This is a genomic window from Pseudomonas sp. W2Jun17 (assembly GCF_023127795.1).
Classification (GTDB): Bacteria; Pseudomonadota; Gammaproteobacteria; order Pseudomonadales; family Pseudomonadaceae; genus Aquipseudomonas; species Aquipseudomonas synxantha_A.
Genome location: NZ_SPKO01000029.1, coordinates 155,762 through 177,847 on the forward strand (window position 1 = coordinate 155,762; position 22,086 = coordinate 177,847).

Annotated in this window: 18 protein-coding genes; 8 read left to right on the forward strand and 10 right to left on the reverse strand. The window is 58.3% G+C overall.

Annotated features, from left to right (window positions below; genetic code table 11):
* The first annotated feature begins 115 nt into the window (after nt 1-115).
* From E4O98_RS17785 to E4O98_RS17800, 4 genes are all read left to right on the forward strand, one after another.
* A complete protein-coding gene (locus tag E4O98_RS17785) occupies nt 116-304 on the forward strand; it encodes a type VI secretion system contractile sheath small subunit (RefSeq protein WP_256584644.1) in 189 nt (62 codons plus the stop codon).
* Nucleotides 305-469: 165 nt separating this feature from the next.
* Complete coding sequence (locus E4O98_RS17790) at nt 470-1,177, forward strand: HPP family protein (RefSeq protein ID WP_248135813.1); 708 nt, start codon at nt 470-472, stop codon at nt 1,175-1,177.
* A gap of 131 nt (nt 1,178-1,308) precedes the next feature.
* The gene (locus E4O98_RS17795) at nt 1,309-2,409 is read left to right on the forward strand and encodes an enoyl-CoA hydratase/isomerase family protein (protein WP_005788310.1); all 1,101 of its coding nucleotides are present in this window, start codon (nt 1,309-1,311) and stop codon (nt 2,407-2,409) included.
* 3 nt (nt 2,410-2,412) lie between these two features.
* On the forward strand, nt 2,413-3,564 hold the full coding sequence (locus E4O98_RS17800; protein ID WP_005788309.1) for an acyl-CoA dehydrogenase family protein: 1,152 nt from the start codon (nt 2,413-2,415) through the stop codon (nt 3,562-3,564).
* Nucleotides 3,565-3,639: 75 nt separating this feature from the next.
* Here the strand turns inward: E4O98_RS17800 and E4O98_RS17805 are convergent, their stop codons facing one another.
* Genes E4O98_RS17805 through E4O98_RS17825 form a run of 5 tightly spaced genes read right to left on the reverse strand, consistent with a single transcriptional unit; the run spans nt 3,640 to nt 9,196 of the window.
* Entirely contained in the window at nt 3,640-4,413 is a 774-nt protein-coding gene (locus E4O98_RS17805; protein WP_103735162.1) for an enoyl-CoA hydratase, read from the reverse strand.
* Nucleotides 4,414-4,424: 11 nt separating this feature from the next.
* A complete protein-coding gene (locus E4O98_RS17810; RefSeq protein WP_032875350.1) occupies nt 4,425-5,552 on the reverse strand; it encodes an acyl-CoA dehydrogenase in 1,128 nt (375 codons plus the stop codon).
* 9 nt (nt 5,553-5,561) lie between these two features.
* Nucleotides 5,562-6,746 (reverse strand): acetyl-CoA C-acyltransferase, encoded by a 1,185-nt coding sequence (locus tag E4O98_RS17815; protein ID WP_248135814.1) that lies wholly within the window; start codon nt 6,744-6,746, stop codon nt 5,562-5,564.
* 11 nt (nt 6,747-6,757) lie between these two features.
* The gene (locus tag E4O98_RS17820) at nt 6,758-7,525 is read right to left on the reverse strand and encodes an SDR family NAD(P)-dependent oxidoreductase (RefSeq protein ID WP_005788301.1); all 768 of its coding nucleotides are present in this window, start codon (nt 7,523-7,525) and stop codon (nt 6,758-6,760) included.
* Nucleotides 7,526-7,546: 21 nt separating this feature from the next.
* Nucleotides 7,547-9,196 (reverse strand): AMP-binding protein, encoded by a 1,650-nt coding sequence (locus tag E4O98_RS17825; RefSeq protein WP_148853338.1) that lies wholly within the window; start codon nt 9,194-9,196, stop codon nt 7,547-7,549.
* Between the two features lie 245 nt (nt 9,197-9,441).
* Here E4O98_RS17825 and E4O98_RS17830 point away from each other — a divergent pair, with 245 nt between their 5' ends.
* The 4 genes from E4O98_RS17830 (at nt 9,442) to E4O98_RS17845 (ending at nt 14,772) form a co-directional block, all read left to right on the forward strand.
* Nucleotides 9,442-10,335 carry a bestrophin family protein gene (locus E4O98_RS17830; RefSeq protein ID WP_032875358.1) on the forward strand — a complete coding sequence of 298 codons (894 nt, stop codon included), beginning with the start codon at nt 9,442-9,444 and terminating at the stop codon, nt 10,333-10,335.
* Between the two features lie 76 nt (nt 10,336-10,411).
* The gene (locus tag E4O98_RS17835) at nt 10,412-11,470 is read left to right on the forward strand and encodes a tetratricopeptide repeat protein (RefSeq protein ID WP_032875361.1); all 1,059 of its coding nucleotides are present in this window, start codon (nt 10,412-10,414) and stop codon (nt 11,468-11,470) included.
* 132 nt (nt 11,471-11,602) lie between these two features.
* On the forward strand, nt 11,603-13,105 hold the full coding sequence (locus E4O98_RS17840; protein ID WP_223018322.1) for an ATPase domain-containing protein: 1,503 nt from the start codon (nt 11,603-11,605) through the stop codon (nt 13,103-13,105).
* Nucleotides 13,106-13,176: 71 nt separating this feature from the next.
* The gene (locus E4O98_RS17845; protein ID WP_248135961.1) at nt 13,177-14,772 is read left to right on the forward strand and encodes an ATP-binding protein; all 1,596 of its coding nucleotides are present in this window, start codon (nt 13,177-13,179) and stop codon (nt 14,770-14,772) included.
* A 55-nt stretch (nt 14,773-14,827) separates the two neighbouring features.
* On the opposite strand, the gene E4O98_RS17850 is transcribed toward E4O98_RS17845, so the two are convergent.
* The 5 genes from E4O98_RS17850 to E4O98_RS17870 all read right to left on the reverse strand — a co-directional run bounded on the left by E4O98_RS17850 (nt 14,828) and on the right by E4O98_RS17870 (nt 22,083).
* Complete coding sequence (locus E4O98_RS17850; RefSeq protein ID WP_248135815.1) at nt 14,828-18,667, reverse strand: hypothetical protein; 3,840 nt, start codon at nt 18,665-18,667, stop codon at nt 14,828-14,830.
* A gap of 361 nt (nt 18,668-19,028) precedes the next feature.
* Nucleotides 19,029-19,406 carry a response regulator gene (locus tag E4O98_RS17855; RefSeq protein WP_005788286.1) on the reverse strand — a complete coding sequence of 126 codons (378 nt, stop codon included), beginning with the start codon at nt 19,404-19,406 and terminating at the stop codon, nt 19,029-19,031.
* 78 nt (nt 19,407-19,484) lie between these two features.
* The gene (locus tag E4O98_RS17860; protein ID WP_078821356.1) at nt 19,485-20,678 is read right to left on the reverse strand and encodes a hybrid sensor histidine kinase/response regulator; all 1,194 of its coding nucleotides are present in this window, start codon (nt 20,676-20,678) and stop codon (nt 19,485-19,487) included.
* Nucleotides 20,672-21,271, reverse strand: a complete 600-nt coding sequence (locus tag E4O98_RS17865; protein ID WP_005788283.1) for a chemotaxis protein CheB — start codon at nt 21,269-21,271, stop codon at nt 20,672-20,674. The genes E4O98_RS17860 and E4O98_RS17865 overlap by 7 nt, the downstream gene beginning before the upstream one ends.
* Nucleotides 21,268-22,083, reverse strand: a complete 816-nt coding sequence (locus tag E4O98_RS17870) for a protein-glutamate O-methyltransferase CheR (RefSeq protein WP_005788281.1) — start codon at nt 22,081-22,083, stop codon at nt 21,268-21,270. The genes E4O98_RS17865 and E4O98_RS17870 overlap by 4 nt, the downstream gene beginning before the upstream one ends.
* Nucleotides 22,084-22,086 lie beyond the last annotated feature (3 nt).

Below are 22,086 nucleotides of genomic sequence, written 5' to 3' on the forward strand. Positions count from 1 at the left end.
GGGTCAAGGCACGCCATAACTACAAGGACGCTGTAGGCTGCCCAAGCGCGATGGCTTACTTCATTGAGAGGACAATGCCGTGCGAGAGGAACTGTTGAATGTACCTTTACCAAGACTGGATCGTTTGATGGCATTGCGCGACGCGCTGGTGGCGTTGAAGGGGCCACTGGCCGACGACGCCAAATTGCGCGAAAACCTGCATGAGCGCTTGTTCAATGAAGAGGCCAATAACCGGGTGCTGGGCAAACTCTGCACACCAGCGCCCACTGTGGCAGGCCCCATTACCTTCGGAGACACCCTTTAACTGCATAATATTTGCGTTTAACCTTCATTAATATGCAGTGGTGCGATCAGACCAACCTCGGCACACTGCACGGGTTCCTCCCCCAAATGTTGGAACGTTCAAAGGGCTGCACCGGGAAACCAGGCAGGCCTTTTTTTTCGCCCGCCGTTTATGGATCGTCTTTAAATGCTCGCTCGCTGGTTACCCGCTGCAATCAACACCCGCCCCGCTGAATGGAGTCGTGCCGGCATCGGCATGGCTTTGGGCACAATGTTCAGTGTCTGGGCTTGCGCCCAGGTATTCGGCATGGAGGTCGCCCTGCATTTGCTCGGCCCCCTTGGCGCTTCGGCCGTGTTGCTGTTTGCGGTGTCATCGGGAGCGCTGGCCCAGCCATGGTCGATCATGGGCAGTTACCTGTGTGCCGGCATCGTTGCATTGCTGGTGGCACGGGTACTGGGGCGAACCCTGGGTAGCGCGTGCCTGGCGGCGGGCATGACGGTAATCCTGATTTGTTGGCTGCGTTGCCTGCACCCACCGGCCGGTGGCCTGGCCATGACCCTGGTACTGGCCGACCCTGCGTCCATCGCCCTGGGCTGGTATGAACTGGCGCCGGTCATACTGGGTGCCGGCGCTCTGCTGGGATGCGCACTGCTCTATAACAATGCCACGCGCACACGTTACCCCAAGGGGCCAGCCGAGCCTGCTCCTGTCGTCCTCGGCATTCAGCCCGTGAGCGATCCATCGATTACAGCGGCCGACCTCAAGCTGGCGCTGGCCGAAATGGAGCAATTTTACGATGTCGAGCCCACTGAGCTGGAACAACTGATCCACGCAGCAGAAGGCCATGCACGACGTCGCAGTATCGGTGAGGTCCTGGCCAACCGCGCGGCTTGATCCCTGCTGCATAAATGCAAAAACGACCTGCATGATTACCGGTTGTACTGGGCAAATTTGCACTGGTAGGATCGCGAGAAGGTTCGCCCGCGAACATCTTGATAAAGAACAATAAAAGCAGGGAGTTAGTGATGACTGCTCAGGTTTCATCCGAAGCAAGCCACGCCGATATTCAGCAGGAAGTACTGAGTGAAGTGCGTAACCATATCGGCCACCTCACCCTCAATCGCCCCGCCGGCTTGAATGCCATCACCCTCGACATGGTCCGCCAGTTGACGGCGCAGTTGCAGGCGTGGGCGGATGACCCGCAGGTTTATGCCGTGGTGCTGCGTGGCGCCGGCGAAAAAGCCTTCTGCGCTGGCGGCGATATCCGCTCGCTGTACGACAGTTTCAAGAACGGCGACACCCTGCACCAGGATTTCTTCGTGGAGGAATATGCCCTTGACCTGGCCATCCACCATTACCGTAAACCGGTCGTGGCACTGATGGACGGCTTCGTCCTCGGCGGCGGCATGGGCCTGGTACAAGGCGCGGATCTGCGGGTCGTCACTGAACGCAGTCGCCTGGCGATGCCGGAAGTGGCTATCGGCTACTTCCCTGATGTAGGCGGCAGCTATTTCCTGTCGCGTATTCCCGGTGAGCTGGGGACTTACCTTGGCGTGACCGGGGTGCAGATACGTGCCGCCGATGCGCTGTATTGCGGGCTGGCCGACTGGTCTATCGACAGCGCCAGACTCCCCGCCCTGGACAACAAGCTCGACCAGTTGCAATGGAGCGATTCCCCCCTCAAGGATTTGCAAGGTGTGCTCGCCAAACTGGCGGTGCAGCAATTGCCCGATGCGCCGCTGGCGGCCCTGCGCCCGGTCATTGATCACTTCTTCGCCCTGCCGGATGTACCTAGCATCGTCGAGCAATTGCAGGCGGTTACGGTCGCCGACACCCACGAATGGGCGTTGACTACCGCGCATCTGATGCAGACCCGCTCGCCCCTGGCCATGGCCGTGACCTTGCAAATGCTGCGTCGTGGTCGGCACCTCCCGCTGGAACAGTGCTTTGCTCTGGAGCTGCACCTGGACCGTCAATGGTTCGAACGTGGCGACCTGATTGAAGGCGTTCGCGCCCTGATCATCGACAAGGATAAAGCCCCGCGCTGGAACCCGCCCACGCTCAATGCGCTGGATGCCAGCCACGTCGAGAGCTTCTTCCACAGCTTCGCGCAGATTGAGAAATAAGCCATGCAAGATCTTGAATACACAGAAGAACAAATCATGATCCGCGACATGGCGCGGGACTTCGCCCGTGGCGAAATTGCTCCCCATGCCCAAGCCTGGGAGAAAGCCGGCTGGATCGACGACGCGCTGGTGGCGAAGATGGGCGAACTGGGCCTGCTCGGCATGGTGGTCCCGGAAGAATGGGGCGGCACCTATGTGGACTACGTGGCCTACGCGCTGGCCGTGGAGGAAATTTCCGCGGGTGACGGCGCCACGGGCGCCTTGATGAGTATCCACAATTCAGTGGGTTGCGGGCCTATCCTCAACTACGGCACAGCTGAGCAAAAACACACTTGGCTGGCCGAACTCGCCAGCGGCCAGGCCATCGGCTGCTTCTGCCTGACCGAACCTCAGGCCGGCTCCGAAGCCCACAACCTGCGCACCCGTGCCGAATTGAAAGACGGCCAGTGGGTGATCAACGGCGCCAAGCAATTTGTCAGCAACGGCAAGCGCGCCAGGTTGGCCATCGTGTTTGCGGTGACCGATCCGGAACTGGGCAAGAAGGGTATTTCAGCGTTTCTGGTGCCTACCGACACCCCGGGTTTTGTGGTCGACCGCACCGAACACAAGATGGGCATCCGTGCGTCGGACACCTGTGCCGTTACGCTCAACCAATGCAGCGTGCCGCAAGCCAACCTGCTGGGTGAGCGCGGCAAGGGCCTGGCAATCGCCCTGTCCAACCTGGAAGGTGGGCGCATCGGTATTGCCGCCCAGGCCTTGGGCATCGCCCGGGCCGCCTTTGAAGCAGCGCTGGCTTATGCCCGGGATCGCGTGCAGTTCGACAAGGCGATCATCGAACATCAGAGCGTGGCCAACCTGTTGGCTGACATGCAAACGCAGCTGAATGCAGCACGCTTGCTGATCCTCCACGCTGCGCGCCTGCGCAGTGCCGGCAAACCATGCTTGTCCGAAGCTTCCCAGGCCAAGCTGTTTGCCTCGGAAATGGCCGAGCGGGTCTGCTCCAAGGCGATGCAGATTCATGGGGGGTATGGGTATCTGGAAGACTATCCGGTGGAGCGTTACTACCGGGATGCGCGGATCACGCAGATTTACGAAGGCACCAGCGAGATTCAGCGGATGGTGATTGCCAGGGAACTCAAGCACTACCAGCTCTGACTGACACACTGCAAAAAACTGTGTCAAACGCTGCAGTTCAAATGTGGGAGGGGGCTTGCTCCCTCCCACAGTGTTTTACTTATCCTTGAACTCCGGCGCCCGCTTGGCCACGAATGCGGCCATGCCTTCCTTCTGATCCTGGGTCGCAAACGCCGCGTGGAACACCCGGCGCTCAAAGCGCACGCCTTCGGACAGGCTGACTTCAAAGGCGCGGTTCACGCTCTCCTTGACCATCATGCTGATCGGCACTGACTTACTGGCGATCAGGGCAGCGACTTTCAGCGCTTCTTCCAGCAACTCATCGGCCGGCACGATACGCGCCACGATCCCGCAACGCTCGGCTTCGACGGCGTCGATAAAGCGCCCGGTCAGGCACATTTCCATGGCCTTGGCCTTGCCCACGGCGCGGGTCAGGCGCTGGGTGCCGCCCATGCCCGGCAGCACGCCGAGATTGATTTCCGGCTGGCCGAACCTGGCACTGTCACCGGCCAGGATAAAGTCGCACATCAACGCCAGTTCACAGCCGCCACCGAGGGCAAAGCCATTCACCGCCGCAATGATCGGCTTGCGGCGGTTGGCCACACGGTCACTGTCGCTGAACAGGTCGTCCATGTAGATCTGCGGGTAAGTCAGCTCGGCCATTTCCTTGATGTCGGCGCCGGCCGCAAAGGCTTTTTTCGAGCCGGTGAGCACGATGCAGCCGACCTCTGGGTTGGCCTCCAGGTTATCCAGCGCCTGGTTCAGTTCGCTGACCAGTTGCGCGTTCAAGGCGTTCAACGCCTGCGGGCGGTTGAGGGTAATCAGCCCGACGCGGCCCTGGACGTCAAGCAGGATGGTTTCATAACTCATGTATCGGCTCCTTATAGATTGCGTGAGATGACCATGCGTTGAATATCGCTGGTGCCTTCGTAAATCTGGCAGACCCGCACATCGCGGTAGATCCGCTCCAAGGGGAAGTCGCTCAGGTAACCGTAACCGCCCAGGGTTTGCAAGGCGGCCGAACAGACTTTCTCGGCCATTTCCGAAGCAAACAGCTTGGCCATGGACGCCTCCACCAACGCCGGCTTGCCGCTGTCACGCAGGGCCGCGGCGTAATGCACCATCTGCCGGGCCACGGCAATTTGCGTGGCCATGTCCGCCAGGCGAAAGGCGACGGCCTGGTGCTCGATCAACGGTTTGCCGAAGCTTTCCCGCTCACGGGCATAGTCGCGGGCTGCTTCGAAGGCGGCGCGGGCCATGCCCACCGACTGGGAAGCGATGCCGACACGGCCACCCTCAAGGTTGGCCAGGGCGATCTTGTAACCCTCGCCCTCCTCGCCCAGGCGGTTGGCCACGGGCACCTTCACGTCTTCAAACAGGATCTGGCACGTGTCGGAAGCATGTTGCCCGAGCTTGTCTTCGACTCGCGCCACGGTGTAGCCCGCAGAGTCAGTGGGTACGATGAAGGCACTGATCCCGCGCTTGCCCGCTGCCGGGTCGGTGACGGCAAACACAATCACGATCCCGGCGTTTTGCCCGGAGGTGATGAACTGTTTGCAGCCATTGAGCACATAGTGATCGCCTTCAAGGCGTGCACGGGTCTTCAAGCTGCTGGCATCGGAACCGGCCTGGGGTTCGGTCAATGCGAAGGCACCGAGCATGGTGCCACTGGCCAGGGGCGTGAGGAATTGGGCCTTTTGCTGGTCATTGCCGAATTTGAGGATCGGCACGCAGCCCACCGAGTTGTGCACACTCATGATGGTCGAGCACGCGCCGTCACCTGCGGCGATTTCTTCCAGGGCCATGGCGTAGGCCAGGTAGCCGGTGTCGCAACCGCCCCACTGTTCCGGCACCAACATGCCGAAAAAGCCCAGTTCGGCCATTTCAGCGATGGCTTCCTTGGGAAAGCGATGCTCGCGATCCCATTCGGCGGCGAACGGCTTCAAGCGTTCCTGGGCAAATTGCCGGGCGGCGTCGCTGATTTGCAGTTGTTCGTCATTGGGCAGCATAAGTCATCCTTAGTAGAGGCATTCAACGGCCATGGCCGTGGCTTCACCGCCGCCGATACAAATGGCCGCGACGCCACGCTTGAGGCCCTTCTGGCGCAGGGCCGAGAGCAGTGTCACCAGGATCCGCGCACCCGAAGCACCAATAGGATGGCCCAGGGCGCAGGCACCACCATGCACGTTGACCTTGTCGTGAGGGATCGCAAGCTTGCTCATGGTTACCAGGCTGACCACGGCAAAGGCTTCGTTGATTTCGAACAGGTCGACGTCTTCCAGGCGCCAGCCAGTCTTGCTCATCAACGTGCGTATCGCCCCCACCGGCGCCACCGGAAACAGCCCCGGCTCATCGGCAAACGCGGCGTGCCCGTGGATCACCGCCAACGGCTTGAGGCCACGTTTAAGGGCGTCCGACTCGCGCATCAGCAGCAATGCCGCGGCGCCGTCGGAGATCGAGCTGGAATTGGCCGCGGTGACGGTGCCGCCTTCACGGAACGCCGGCTTCAGGCTGGCGATCTTGTCCAGCTTGGCTTTAGGCGGCTGTTCATCGTGCAGGATGGTTTTTTGTTCCTTACCCACGGTGACCTGCACCGGGACGATCTCGCTGGCGAAGCTGCCATGGATGATGGCCTCCTGCGCGCGCGTCAGGGACGCGATGGCGAAGGCATCCTGAGCTTCCCGGGTAAAGCCGTTGTGCTCGGCGCAGTCTTCGGCAAAGGTGCCCATCAGGCGGCCCTTGTCGTAGGCATCCTCCAGGCCATCGAGAAACATATGGTCAAGCACCTTGCCGTGCCCCATGCGGTAGCCGCTGCGCGCACGATCCAGCAGGTACGGTGCGTTAGACATGCTTTCCATGCCGCCGGCGATCACCACATCGACGCTGCCGGCGCGCAATGAGTCGTGGGCGAGAATCGCTGCTTCCATGCCCGAGCCGCACATCTTGTTCAGGGTGGTGCAGCGGGTGGACTTGTCCAGGCCGGCGCCCAGGGCCGCCTGGCGTGCAGGTGCCTGCCCGAGCCCGGCCGGCAGTACGCAGCCAAACAGCACCTCGTCTACCGCATCGGCGGCGATACCGGCGCGTTCAACGGCGGCACGAATCGCTGCGGCGCCCAGCTGCGGTGCGGTCAGGCTTTTGAGGTCGCCCTGGAACCCGCCCATGGGCGTGCGCACGGCGCTGACAATCACAATAGGGTCGTTCATACAGGCACTCCTTACTTGGCGGCCATACGCAAGGCACCGTCGAGACGGATCACCTCACCATTGAGCATGCTGTTTTCAAGGATATGTCGCACCAGCGCGGCATATTCGGCGGGTTTGCCCAGGCGCGGTGGAAACGGCACGCCAGCGGCCAGGGAGTCGCGAACTTCCGGAGTCATGCCGGCCATCATCGGGGTTTCGAAAATGCCCGGGGCGATGGTCATCACGCGGATGCCGAAACGCGCCAGTTCCCGAGCGGCGGGCAAGGTCAAACTGGCAATCGCACCTTTGGACGCGGCATACGCGGCCTGGCCGATCTGCCCATCGAATGCCGCCACCGAGGCGGTATTGATGATCACACCGCGCTCGCCGTCGGCATTCGCTTCGGTTTCTGCGATCGCCGCAGCGGCCAGGCGCAAGAGGTTGAAGCTGCCGATCAGATTGACGTTGATCACCTGGGCAAAGCTGGCCAGCCCATGCGGGCCGTTCTTGCCAAGGATTTTCTCGCCGCGCACGACACCGGCGCAGTTGATCAGGCCATGCAAACCACCAAACGCCTCCACCGCTGCCTTCACGGCAGTTTCGGCAGCGGCTTCCTGGCAGATATCTGCCACGGTGCTACGAGCGTTGTCGCCCAGTTGCGTGGCCTTGGCGGCAACGGCGTCGGCGTTCAAGTCCACCAGCATGACTTTGGCGCCGGCCGCGATGAGCATGTCAGCCGTGGCCGCGCCGAGGCCAGAAGCACCGCCGCTGACCAGAAATACCTTGTTTTCAATCTGCATCGTTGTTTCCTTTGAAAGGGATCAAGCCACGGCCGCCTGGGCCTTGGCTATTTCCTGATTGCGCAAAATGAAGCGTTGCAGCTTGCCGCTCGGGGTTTTGGGCAAGTCGCTGACAAATTCGATTTCCCGTGGGTAAGCATGGGCGGCCAGGCGCTGGCGTACATGCAGGCGCAGCTCTTCGGCCAGTTCCGGGGTGGCGCGGTATTGCTCGCTGATCACCACGAAGGCTTTCACCAGTTCAGTACGCTCAGGGCATGGTTTGCCGACCACGGCGGCCTCGACCACCGCCGGGTGTTCGACCAGGGCGCTTTCGACATCGAATGGCCCCACGCGGTAGCCGGAAGTGGTAATCACGTCATCGCTGCGCCCGACAAAACTGATACTGCCGTCGGGGTTCAATTCCACCGTATCGCCACTGAGGTAGTACTTGCCGACGAAGGCTTTGGTCTTCACACCGTCGTAGCCGGCAAACCAGCACATCGGCGATTGCTCGCGGTCGATGGCCAGAATGCCGGGCTGCCCGGCTGGCAGTTCCTGGTGGTTGTCATCCAGCACCACGATGCGGTGCCCGGGCGAAGCGAACCCCGCCGAGCCCACATGCACCGGATGCGTCAGGCCGTGGTGATTGCACAAGACCATACCCAGCTCGGTCTGACCGTAGTGGTCGTGGATGGTCACCTCCAGGTTGTCGGCGAACCAGCGGATCACCTCCGGGTTCAACGGCTCGCCGGCACTGCTGACGATGCGCAGCTTGCCCTTGATTGAACGGGCGAACTGCTCGCCGCCGGCAATCAGCAATCGATACGCCGTGGGCGAGCCGGTCAGGTTGGTGATCGCGTATTTATTGATGACCCGGCAGGTGCTTTCCAGGGTGAACGGGCCGTCGTAGAAGGTAATCGGATGCCCCATGGACAACGGCCCGGTCACACCGAAATAGATGCCATAGGCCCAACCGGGGTCGGCGACGTTCCAGAACGCGTCTTCAGGGCGCAAGTCCACGGCGTCGCGCATATAGCCCTGGAACGCGACAATGGCTTTGAGCGGCACCGAGAGTGCTTTGGAGGGACCGGTGGTGCCCGAAGTGAACATCAGCAGGAACGGATCCTCCGCGCCCAGCAACACCGGCTCGCAGACGTTGGAGTAGTTGGGCAGCTCAGCCCAGAAGCTATAGTCGCCACGCACGATGCCCTCGCCCTTGGCGCCGGTGACCGTGACAATGGTCGGGCAGCCGGCGACTTCGGCCAGCTTGGGGCGGTTCACCGCGTCGGTGACCACCAGCGCCGCGCCGGAGCTGGTCAGGCGATGTTCAATGGCCTTGGGGCCGAAGGCAGTAAACAGCGGCTGATACACCGCGCCGATGCGCCAGGTTGCGAACACCACCACCAGCAACTCGGCCGTACGTGGCAGCAGGCCCGCCACCTTGTCGCCGCGCTTGACGCCCTGGGCCAGGAGGAAATTGGCGAAGCGTGCGGCCTGATCCTGCAATTCAGTAAAGGTCGACGTGGCGCTGCGCCCGTCCCGACCCTCCCAGAACAACGCGATGCGCCCTGGCAGCGCGTGGCGGTCACAGCACTCCACGCAGGCATTGAGCGCCTGCAGGTTGCCAGCCAGTGCGGCATCGACAGTGCGCTGATAATCAAAATCGGTGGTGGCGGCCAAATACTCACGCATCGTTTCAATCCTTCTGTATTTTTATTTTCAGGACTTTTTAACTGGATACATCGGCTGAAATAGTCGCTCCAGAGCGTTGCAGGGGCAATGGTCAAAGCCTTCAACTTGGCTGACTGGTTTGGCCAATCCTGCTATCGGCGGCTACGCCGATCATTGGTCCCACCGATCAAACGGTCGATCCAAGTGATTGGACGCTCTGCAAGCCAGCTTCTACCCTGATGCCTGCACCCTCACAGAAGCCTGCCATGATCGTTCGCCCCAAGCCCAACCTGCTGGGCATCCTGTTTTCCCTCAAGGGCTCGATTGCCAAGCGCATTGCCTGGCGCAGCCTGTTGGTCACGCTGCTGGCTTCAGTCATCGTGCTGGTGGAAACCCTGCACCCCGCCTATTTTTCCAAGGTCAACGCTACGCCCTTTACCTTGCTGGGCTTGTCGTTGTCGATTTTCATGAGTTTTCGCAATAACGCCTGTTATGACCGCTGGTGGGAAGGCCGCAAGCAACTGGGGCAAATGATCATCGAGGTACGCTCGCTGATTCGTGAAACCCAGGTGCTCGGCGATACCCCCGAGCGGGCCGGGCTGTTGCGTGAGCTATGCGGTTTTGCCCATGGCTTGATCGCGCATTTGCGCCATGAAGATGAGGTGCGCGCCATACAGCCCTGGGTTACCGTGCGCGCGAGCCACCCCAACTTGCCTGACAGCGTGCTGCAGATGCTCGGTGCGCGGTTTTGCGTTCTGGCCCGGCAGGGTGTGATCAGTGAATGGCGCTACACCCAGCTGGAAGCTCGGCTAGTCGGCCTCAGCCAGGTGCAGGCGTCCTGTGAGCGCATCAAGACCACCCCGCTGCCCTTCCCCTACACCTTGCTGCTACACCGCACCATTTACCTGTTCTGCATCCTGTTACCCTTCGCCATGGCCGAACCGCTGGGCTGGTTGACGCCGGTGTTCACTGCAATCGTCAGCTACACCTTCTTTGGTCTGGATGCGATCGGCGATGAATTGGAAGACCCGTTTGGCTTTGACGAAAACGACCTGCCGTGCGATGCCATCCTGCGAACCCTGGAGCGCGAGATCCTGGCGGCCCTCGGTGAAGTCGACTTGCCTGCTGCGCCGCAACCGGTGGAGTACGTGCTGACCTGACGCCGGTTTGACACTGGCCCTGCACTGACCGAAGCTGATGGCTTTGCACTAGCAACCACAGCTTTCGGACGCCCGCATGTCAAAGTCACGCCGTAACTCCATCATCGGCCTGTGCGCCCTGTTGTTGATCGTGTCGATCACTTGGTTTTTCTCTCGTCCCCCTCAAGTCACCGTGGCGCCCGCCATTGCCCACGGTTATTCCAAGGCGTTGAAACAGGCCCAAAACGGTGAGCCGGGCGCTGCGCGCGTGTTGTACCAACAGTTGGGACGGCCTGATCTGTCGCCTGAGCGCCGTGCCGCCCTGCACGCCCAATTGCCCAATTACCCCAGCCCCCAAGCGCTGAAGCTGGCGGATAAAGACCTGGCCGATGAATCTGCAATGGTTCGCGAAGCGGCGATCCACAGCATCGTCGGCCTGGTACCTAGCGGCCAGCGCACCCTGTTGCTCGGTCCGGTACTGGATGATCCCGAACAGGCTGTGCGCTTTGCTGCGGCCAATGCCCTGCTCGGTCTGTCGCCGGACACCCTGGGCTTGTATTTCGGCCCCTTGCAGCAGGTACTCGACGAGTTTGTGAAAACCCTCAAGGCCCAGCCCGAAACCGCTGAAGGCTGGATCCAACTGGCGCGCCTGTACATCCACAGCGCGATGCTGGCACCGGCGCAAGACGCTCTGGAACAGGCAATGCGCCTGGAACCGGACAACCTGCAAGCAGGCGTGGCGCAAATCGAACTGCTGGACAAGCAAGGCAAGAGCGAGGAGTCGCGCCAACTGCTGGCGCAGCAATTGGCGGCGCATCCGGAGTCGGCCTACCTGCAACACGCGTTGGGCATGTGGTTGCTGCACCACGGCGAGCGCCCCTATGCCTTGCTCGGCCTGTCCAAGGCGGTGGAGCTTGAGCCGGACAACCAGGATTATCGCTTTGACCTGGCCACCACACTGCACGACCAGGATGAACTGGAGGCGGCCCAGCGCCAGTTGGAAGAGATCGTTCAGCGCCACCCGGCCAATCGCAAAGCACGTGTACTGCTGGTCAATTACTGGAAAGAGAGCGGCCAATTGCAGAACGTCCAGGTGCTGCTGGCACAGTTGGAGCAGCAGAACCCGGATGATCCAGCCTTACAGCAAGGCCTGTAGGAACGAGCTTGCGCGCTCCTACACGACTGCAATTCTTAAGAAACGTTGAACCGCCACATGCCGATACGGTCAAGTGAATATGGCGCGCCCCTTCGGCGTGCACCCAACTTGTACGTGACCTGAGGGCACTTCTTGTCTACATCCAATGCGCTTTTAAGTGAAAAGGCGGCCACCGGCATCGAAGGTCTTGATGACATTCTTTCCGGCGGGCTATCACGTAGCCATTTGTTTCTCCTTGAAGGTGAGCCGGGCACCGGTAAAACCACCGTCGCCCTGCACTTCTTGCAGGCAGGGGCGAAAAACGGTGAAAAATCGCTGTATATCACCTTGTCAGAAACCGAGCGGGAACTGCGCCAAGGTGCCAAGTCCCACGGTTGGGACCTGGACGACAATATCCATATCTTCGAATTGACCCCGCCCGAAAGCTTGCTCAATGCAGAGCATCAGCAGAGCTTGCTGTATTCCTCCGACCTGGAGCTGGGCGAAGCCACCCGGCAGATTTTCGAAGTGGTGGAACGCGTCAAACCGACCCGCGTGGTAGTCGACAGCCTGTCGGAGATCCGTCTGCTGGCGCAAAGCTCGCTGCGCTATCGCCGGCAAATCCTGGCGATCAAGCACTACTTCGTGCGTTATGACGCCACGGTACTGCTGCTCGATGACCTGACCACCGAGTCTCTCGACAAAACCGTGCACAGCGTGGCTCACGGCGTCATCCGCCTGGAAGAGTTAACCCCTGACTACGGCGCCGAACGCCGTCGTGTGCGAATCGTGAAGTACCGCGGGCAGAAATACCGGGGCGGCTTCCACGACTTCACCATCATGGGAGACGGTGTACATGTGTTCCCGCGTCTGGTAGCGGCCGAGCACCGTGGTGGCTATGTACGGCAAACCATGAGCAGCGGCATTGCCGAACTGGATGCCTTGATGGGCGGCGGTGTCGAGACCGGCTCCAGCAGTCTGATCCTCGGTCCGGCCGGTACCGGCAAATCCTTGATCTCGATGATTTTTGCCGCCGCCGCCGTAGAGCGCGGAGAAAAGGCGGCACTGTTCATCTTTGACGAAGAGATGGGTCTGCTGTTCGAGCGCATGAGGAACATGGGTATTGACCTGGAGGCTATGCAAGCGACCGGCAATCTGTTGATCGAACAGGTGGACGCGGCCGAGTTGTCCCCGGGTGAGTTTTCCCATCGGGTACGACGTTGTGTGGACGAACGCGGCATCAAGACGGTGGTAATTGACAGCATCAATGGTTATCAAGCGGCGATGCCGGAAGAAAATGCACTGATCCTGCATATGCACGAACTGCTGCTCTATCTCAACCGCCGCGGCGCTGCGACCTTTATGACCGTTGCCCAGCACGGCCTGGTCGGCGATATGCAAACCCCGGTAGACATCACCTACCTGGCCGACACCGTTATCCTGCTGCGTTATTTCGAAGCACTGGGCAAGGTCCGCCGCGCGATTTCCATTATCAAGAAACGCACCGGTTCCCACGAATCGACCATACGCGAATACCGTATCAGCAGTCGCGGCATGACCGTAGGCCAACCCCTGGATAATTTCCAGGGCGTGTTGCGCGGCATTCCGACCTACATGGGCGCCGGTTCACCCCTGCTCAAGGAAGAAGACGTGTGACCCCGCCTCCTTCTGCCTTCGAACGAGCCATCATCCTTGCGCCCCTGGGGCGAGACAGCTCACTCGCGCTGATGATGCTCAATGAAGCCGGTTACCAAGGTGTGGTTGCCGGCGGTCTTGAGGATTTGTGCGCAGCGCTGAACGAGGGTGCCGGCCTGCTCATCATTGCGGCTGAAGCCTTGCGTGACGTGAACCTGGAACCTTTGCTGGAGTTCCTGCACCGACAGCCGGCCTGGTCGGACCTGCCCATTGTGTTGATGACCCATCACGGCGGCAGTGAACAAAATGGCTCTTCACACTTGAGCGGGCTACTGGGCAACGTCACGTTCCTTGAGCGCCCATTCCATCCTGTGACGCTTATCAGTCTGGTCAGTACTGCACTGCGCGGTCGTCGACGCCAATACGAAGCGCGCGACCGGCTGATCGACTTGAGCCAGAGCGAACTGCGTTTGCAGCGCACCCTGGAAACCCTCGAACAGCAAGTGGAAGAACGCACTGCGCAACTGCGCAACAACGAAGAAGCGTTGCGCCAATCGCAGAAAATGGAAGCCGTCGGCCAGTTGACCGGCGGTATCGCCCATGACTTCAACAATATGCTCACCGGAATTATCGGCAGCCTGGAATTGCTGCGCAGGCGCGTGTCCCGCGGCAAGCTGGATGACCTGGACAGCCTGATCGACCTGGGCGTGACCTCCGCCAACCGTGCGGCCAGCCTTACCCACCGACTGTTGGCGTTCTCCCGTCGACAATCGCTGGATTCCAAACCCGTGCAGATCAATCAGTTGGTCATTTCCATGGGCGAGTTGCTGCAACGCAGCATCAACGAAAGTATCAGCTTGGACATGCGCTTGAGCGAGGTGTTGTGGACAGCCGAAGCCGACCCGAACCAACTCGAAAGCGCCCTGCTCAACCTGGTAATCAATGCACGCGACGCGATGCCCACGGGGGGCACGCTCAGGGTGGAAACCACCAATCGCCACCTCGACAGTGTCTTCACCGCCGCCTACGGCTCCCTGACACCGGGCGATTACGTAGAGCTGAGTGTCAGCGACAACGGTTGCGGCATACCGCAACACTTGATGGGCCGTGTGTTCGATCCGTTTTTCACCACCAAACCCATCGGCCAGGGCACCGGGCTGGGGCTGTCAATGATCTATGGCTTCGCTCGCCAGTCTCGTGGGCATGTGACCATCCACAGCGAAGTCAACAAAGGCACCACGGTCAGCTTGTTCCTACCGCGTTTTATCGGCGAGCCCCAAGCCCAGGAACCGCTCAATCCGACTTTGCTACCGTTTGCCAATGCAGGGGAAACGGTGTTGATCGTCGAGGATGACCCCGCAGTACGGGTGCTGGTCAGCGCCGTGCTCAAGGAACTGGGTTATGGGTTTATCGAGGCTGAGGACGCGAATACGGCGGTGCCAATCATTGAGTCCGAACAACGCATTGACCTGATGATCAGCGATGTCGGGTTACCCGGTATGAATGGTCGGCAATTGGCGGAAATCGGCCGGCAAATTCGACCTGAACTCAAGGTGTTGTTCATTACAGGCTATGCCGAACACGCAGCGGTGCGCGGTGGTTTCCTGGACCCAGGGATGCAGTTGATCACCAAGCCGTTTACGTTTGATTTATTAACGGCCACAGTACGGGAGATGATTCGGGAGTAAGGGCCTTTATCAGAACTGACAGCCCTTTCGCTGTGACGAAGGGGCTGATCATGTTTTAACTTGCCTTAAACTTTACTGGGCGATAATAAAAGGGTATTTCCTTTCCAGACCGAGAGCCGCTAATTCCTTTAGAGCTGGTTTTACTTGTGCCAAGAGATAAATTCAGCTGAAGCTGATTGTAGATCCTCTGGTTAATATCAGCGGCTGAAGCTCCGGGACTTGTCAGATTTATATCTGTCTTTAAAGCATCAACATGTTCAGGCACGACATACGCACGAACAGGCCCTTGAAACGCCTTGACATCACGCTTTATTAATTTCCCAAACTGACTCCCAAAAGAATTGGCAGAACCATTGGCTGAGTGACACATCAACAAGCGTACATTGTTGAACTTTTCAGGGCTAATACCCGAAGCGCGAAGATGCTCCAGCAGATCAGCGGGCGTGTTCTTCTTACCATTAAAAAACATACTCATTGGCTCATCAGTGAGAAGTTGTTTAAAGTTCGGATTGACGCCATGGGCACAGATATTAAGCCTCTCCACGCCTTTATATTTATCCACATAGCAAAAAATACCATCGCCGAGCACCTTGAAGTCCTTGATTTCGCGCCCTAAATGTATTGCGCGATCATTGGCCAGGCTTTTTTCCAGGTGATTGGTTTTTTTTCTGCGGCGTACCACTTCACCGACGCCATCTGCAACATCATCTGCAACGCCCAAGCTGTCCTCAAAATACCTGGCGGTTTCAGGGGTGAAGTTTTCCAGGGGTTTGCCATAGACTTTGTTTTTGGTTACATCATAAGGTGACCATCTGCCAGTCGCCTCATCGAACTTCGCAGCGACGTTCGATATTGGCTCGCCGTTGAGCGGTTTATAAGTACCTATTGCAATATCGTGTCTATTGGAGAGCTTAAGTAAGTCGACACTGTCGGAGGATCCTGTCAACCTGCCGAACCACTGACGGCCTGTGGATACCAGTTTCCCCCCACCGTTTGTTGTCGACCTAAGCAAGTTACCCACGCCAGCTGTCGATTTGCCAGCAGTCAGGAACTTTCCGAAGTGGCTTGACCCCGCACGAGATGCTCCACTAACCGGCTTTCCTAGCCCTGCGGTGGCGCCGTATAACACGATATCAAAAATGATATCCGCAGCTGCATCTTTGTAATTGCCGTGTGCCAAATTCCACACGGCAGACCCTCCGGGGATTAAACCCAGGATCAGGTTACGAAAAAACGTCTGTTTTTCTTTTTCTTGATCAAACGTTGTTACTTCGCGAGTGGAGGCCTTCACCTCCTCCATGCCGTAGGATCCTATAATGTTTTTAGAGAGCAGCATGCCCAAAAAATTACTTCGGTCACTGGAAAATGAATCAGGTAGGAAATCTTCGTTCTCTGGGGCTCCCCGCCTAGTGGCGGCGTCATCAGAAGCCGGATGTTTTTGAATGGTATCAACGGTGAATTGTTTGCCAAGACCGCCGTACTGGATTTCAGTCTCTGGACCTTGAGGCCCCTCATGGAAGGTGTCCTTCCAATCGTCTCGTTTTCGTATCGCCTTGCGTTGAGGATCAAACTCATAGTAAGTCTCGACACCGTTACGAACGGTTTTAATAATCAGTGACCTGTCTTCTTTAGGCCGTGAAAAACCGTTGGAATAGTGTAGAGCTCCCGCACGGCCTGCGATTGTTTCCGTACGCGTTGTCTGACCTTTTTCATAAAACTCCAAATCGCCCCATTCGATGTTTTTGCGGTCTTCCAGAGGTAAGTTGGAAATAAGCTTTTTGGTCACTGTACTCCAGGCCTGCGACAAATTCTCCGCGTACTGATCGAACACCTCGCTGTGTTTTGTTATCGGATCCGGCAACGTTAAAAGTTTGTTGATGACTGTTTCAGTAATCTTGGGGTTGGTGGAGTACCAACCCACCGTCAACCCTGCCTTCTTCGCCAGAAAAAGGTCCAGCAATGAATAACTGCCTTCAGGATCTAATGTAAGCGATGGAGTTAACCTGTAGCCATCCGTCCGAGTGACGTGGCTACGGATACTCTTTTCTTCAAACGGCATGTCCTCACCGAAGTGCGCCTTGAGCTCGGCCAGTGCTATAGAACGCTGCGTCGGGGGTGAGGACGTCAATACGTCAGCGGCGCTCAATATCTGCTGTTGCTCCTGACTGAATGCCTTCTGGGTTTCTTCCAGCTGTTGAGCTGTATGCTCCTTTGTTATCGAGAGCTTGCCATGAGCTTTGCCCCATTCGCGGAGCCCAGGCAAGGCCGTCAGCGTTTGAATCTCTTGCTCATGGTCTGTAATAGGCTCAATAGCGTCGAAATTAACAATTTCGCTAAAGCTCATGCGTGTCGCGGCACCCGGGCTGGTTGCTTCGAGCCGGCCTACCGCTGCCTTGAGCTTGAGCCAGTTAGCTGAGAGATAGGTCACGTCTTCGGGAATGTCTTTGACACATAGCTCTGGTGCGGCACGACTCAGTAGAAGCATTGCTGCAACTGGCGCGGCCTCTGGTGTGGTTTTGTTGGTCTGCACCAGATGATCGATCAGCCCTTGTTTGATGACGGACAAGGGCTGGTGATTGAACTCGGGCGCGGTGAGATTAAACCCGGCAATGTGATCGGGCTTTGCCTCAACCAGACTTTGTGAGTCCAGTGTCACAGCCAATACCGTCAACAATACTTCCCGTGGTGTGGAGTGTTGCGCCACCGCCCCCATTCGCTTTTTCAGCTCCGTGCCTAATTTTTGGCCCACACCGCTGTTGAGGATCCACTCTACGGTGGCGACTGGATCCCCTTGATCGAGTACGGCACGGGGGACCTGCTTTACCAATGCCCCCAACACATCAGCGCTGCCAAGCCGAGCGTCACTGCTCAAGCCAGGCAATGGCGGCTGGTTGTCAATGACTATGCGCACCAGTTCAGACTGGTCCTCGGCGGACATTGGCGTGGGCCATGCCAATGCGCCGGCAAAGTTTCCGTCGGTTGTTTGAGGCAATGCAGGGGAGCCCAGAACATGGATCAGATTTTTCAGTTCGTCCACATTATTTGGCACGTACCAGCCGTTTGCATGAAGCAGGTCTTGCAGACTGGCGTCGGGCTGTTGAGTGTCTTCTCGGTAGGATGAGTCTGGGTGGGCCGAGACCCGTGTATCGGCCAGATACCCGGCAAGGAACTGAGGATGGACGTGGTTGAATTTCTTCAGTTTTTCAAGCAACGCGAATTTGTTGGCGCTATCGCCTAGCTCGCGCTTTTGCTGTTCCAGTATCTCGGGCGATTGAGCGCCAAGATCGACATAAGTCTCAGCTCCCAACACATCGAATTCCTGATTATGTTCAAGCTGCGTGGCTCGGGCGAGCACTTCTTCTTTTCTGTAAGGCAGCAGTACCTCACCATAAAATCGAGCAACCAGAATCAACGGCGCCAGCTCTGGGCGGGTTGGCGCGTCGACGGTGGAAGACCCCAACGCTTTCGCGGCCACCATGATCGGGCCCGTAGCCTCCCGCCAGCCGGGGCCTTGTTCCGAACCGCGCAATTCAGTACGTTCGCCATTGATCGTAACGGTCAGCACGTCACTGTGAGGGTTGATGGTGATGGCTTGTGAGGTATCGATATTCTTCGATTTCGCCCATTCCAGGAAAACCGGGCTATGGGTAGCGTTGTACAGTTGCTGCCACCATGCGCCAAACCGCGAGTCATTAGGAATATTGTCAATTGTTTCATCGCCCGTGTTTGTCTGCGTTGCTTGGCGTATGGCACTCGCATAAAGCTCCAACAGCCGCCTATCGCCAGTTTCCCCGGTGGCTTGGGCTTGTTGTATGGGCGCCTCGATAGAAAGCGGGTGCGAGTTCATTACCGGATCAGACAGGCGGTTGCTTGAGGAAATATTGGATAGGGTCATGGGTCAACCTTCTGAAAGACAAATTAATAAAGTCAGTGATGAATGTGGCTCATCGCCGACGAGATTAATGGGCTGAATCTGTCAGAAGGTTCCGATCAGGATATATAAAGCAACGATATTTCGACGCCGCCTTGGCAAAAGGCCGTCATGACAGGCTGAAATATACTTTCGTTATGTCATCCGACATTGTTACCACTTTCCTCGCTTAAAAAACCAAGATCGATATGAATGTTGCCACTACCTTTTTGCTTGAGTCAGCCTTTCACCGGGTGAGCAGAGTTGCCCAACCTGAAGTTATTACTCCATCGGCTGATGTTGGACTCATCCGCGAGGATTTTCCCTCGCGGTGGAGGACGTGTACTTATGCAAGCAAACGCTGGATATGCTCTTGCAACGTATCCAAATCAAACGGCTTGGCGAGGATAGGTGCATTGCGCGTGATCGGGCTGTTGCAGTCGAGGATTTCCTGCGGGTAGCCGCTGATAAAAATCACTTTCAACTCCGGTCGCAGCTTGAGCGCCGGCTCGGCAATCTGCACCCCGGAAATCCCGCCAGGCAGGCGATAATCGGTGACCATCAGGTCCAGGTGCGGCTTGGTCGCTAGGATTTCAAAGGCCTGCTCCCCATCGATTGCCTTCAAGACCCGGTAGCCCAAACCTGCCAGGTATTCACCCAGCACAAACATAATGGATTCGTCATCCTCGACGATCAGTACGACATCTTGCGCATCTTCACTCATGGGAAGCCTTTGTCCGGTCAATTGCTGCAGTTACGACCATGGGGTCACGCAGAGGTTGCGTTGAGCTGACGATTGATTTCACGCAGCCGCCTCAAGGGGCAGGCACACCCGAAACAGGGCGCCCTCGCCTATCTGGCTCTCGACCTCAATGGTGCCGCCATGGGCGGCAACAATCTGCTCGGAAATAAACAACCCCAGGCCCAGGCCAGCGGCGGCATGGTTGGCAGAAACCCGTTCGAACTGCTGAAAAATGCGCTTCTGGTTGGCTTCACTGATACCAATGCCACGGTCGCGTACTTCCACGCGCGCCTCGCCATGCTCGGTATACACCCGCACATCCACCGGGCTTTTAGCCCCGTAGCGCAGGGCATTGGTCAGCAGGTTGGTAATCACCTGCTCGATACGAAACTCATCCCAGTTGCCTTCCACAGCCTCGTCGGCCACCAACTGCATCGACGACTCGGCAGCGGCGACCTGTGGTTCGAAGTTATGTACGAGGTTGCGCACCAGTTGCGCCAGATCAAAACGCGCCGGGCGTATGGACAGCTTGCCGGTGCGGATGCGCGACACATCGAGCATGTCTTCGATCAGGCGGATCAGGCTTTTGATCTGCCGCTCATCGCGGTCGACCATCGCATGCATCTTGTCCAGGGTAAACGCAGCAGCGTTGTCACGGGCCAGGTGCATCTTGCGCAGCTGGGTCTCCAGAATCAGCCCGTTCAGAGGCGTACGCACTTCGTGGGCGACAATCGACATGAAGTCGTCTCGCATACGCACCGCCTGCTCCAGCTCGGCCTGTGTAGCTTGCAGGCGCGTGAGCAACAGCTCCTGCTCGCGGCGGCTGCGCTCTAGTTCCTCGACTTGCAGCTTCATCGCCTTGCTCTGGCGATACAGGTCGACGAACACATTGACCTTGCTCTTGACCGCGTGGATGTCCAGCGGCTTGTGCAGGAAGTCTACCGCCCCGCTTTCATAGCCCTTGAAGGCATAGTTGAGTTCGCGGCCGGCGGCGCTGACGAACACAATGGGAATGTTCTTGGTCTTTTCGGTGCCGCGCATCAGTTCGGCCAGTTCGAAACCGTTCATCCCGGGCATCTGCACGTCGAGAATCGCCATGGCGAATTCGTGTTCCAGCAACAAGGACAACGCCTCGTCGGCACTCAATGCCTTGAAGACCTGGCGATCCTCGCGCTTGATCAGCGCTTCAAGGGCCAGCAGGTTTTCCGGCAGATCGTCGACGATCAGCAGTTTGGCCTGGACAGTACTTAACATGGGAAGGGTTCCAGGGAAGCCAGCAATGAGCCGATCTGGCTCAAGGAAAGAATATGGTCAGGTGTATGCAAGGCCAGGGCCGCCAGGGGCATCACGGCGATCCGTGCCTGTTTGGGGTCCTGCACGATGGTGGTGCCGCCGGATTGCTTGACGTGGGCCAGCCCCTGCGCACCGTCCTGGTTGGCGCCGGTCAACAGGATCGCCAGCAGGCGCGGCCCATACACATCGGCAGCCGAGGCAAACAGGTAGTCGATGGCCGGCCGTGAGTGGTGCACACGGTCTTCCTGGCTCAGGGACAGGCTGCGGTCATGTTCCACCGACAAGTGATAACCAGGCCCGGCAAAATACAAGGTGCCCGCTTCGACCGCCTCTTTGTCCCGGGCTTCCTTGACCGGAATGCTCAGGCGCCGCGCAAAGACTTCTGCCAACTGGCTGCGACGCTCATCCGGCAGGTGCAGCACGGCGATGATCGGCAGGCTGAAGGTCACAGGCAGCTCACCAAAAATGCTCAGCAAGGCCTCAACGCCGCCGGCGGAAGCGCCGACAACGATAGCTTCAATCCCACGCATCGGGGGGTCATGCGCCTCGCTCATGATTTTCGGTAGATCCGTTCCTGTTTGACCAAGGGTTCGAATTGCTTGCTGTAGGCAGAAAAATCCAGGGTTTCCTTGCTGCCCAAGACGAGAAAGCCACGATGACACAGCGACTCATGAAACAATCCGAATGCGCGATCCTGCAACTTTTTATTGAAGTAAATCAATACGTTACGACATGAAATTAATTGTGTTTCTGAGAATACACTGTCGGTCGCCAAGCTGTGGTCGGCGAAGGTCACGTTCTCGCGCAGCGTCTTGTCGAAGATCGCATAATCGTAGGCTGCGGTGTAATAGTCGGCAAATGAACGCTGCCCACCTGCCTGCTGATAATTGGCTGTGTAGGCGCGAACGTTCTCAAGGGAGAAGATGCCCTGCTTGGCTTTCTCCAGCGATGCCGGATTGATGTCCGTGGCGTAGATGATCGTGCGCTCCAGCAACCCCTCTTCGCGCAACAGGATGGCCATGGAGTATACCTCCTCGCCCGTGCTGCAGCCGGCGATCCAGATCTTGATCGACGGGTAGGTCTTGAGCAGCGGTACCACTTCCTGGCGGATGGCCAGGAAGTGCGACGGGTCGCGAAACATTTCGCTCACCGGGATCGTCAAGAATTGCAGCAACTGCATGAACGCTGCCGGGTCGTGCAGCACTCGCTCCTGCAGCGCCGAAATGGTCGCGCAGTCGAACTGGCGCAAGGCGTGGGCCACGCGCCGTTTGACCGACGCACCGGAGTAGTCACGAAAGTCGTAGCTGTACTTGAGGTAAATCGCCTCAATCAACAGGCGCAGCTCAATGTCGCTGCTTTTGTCCAAAAA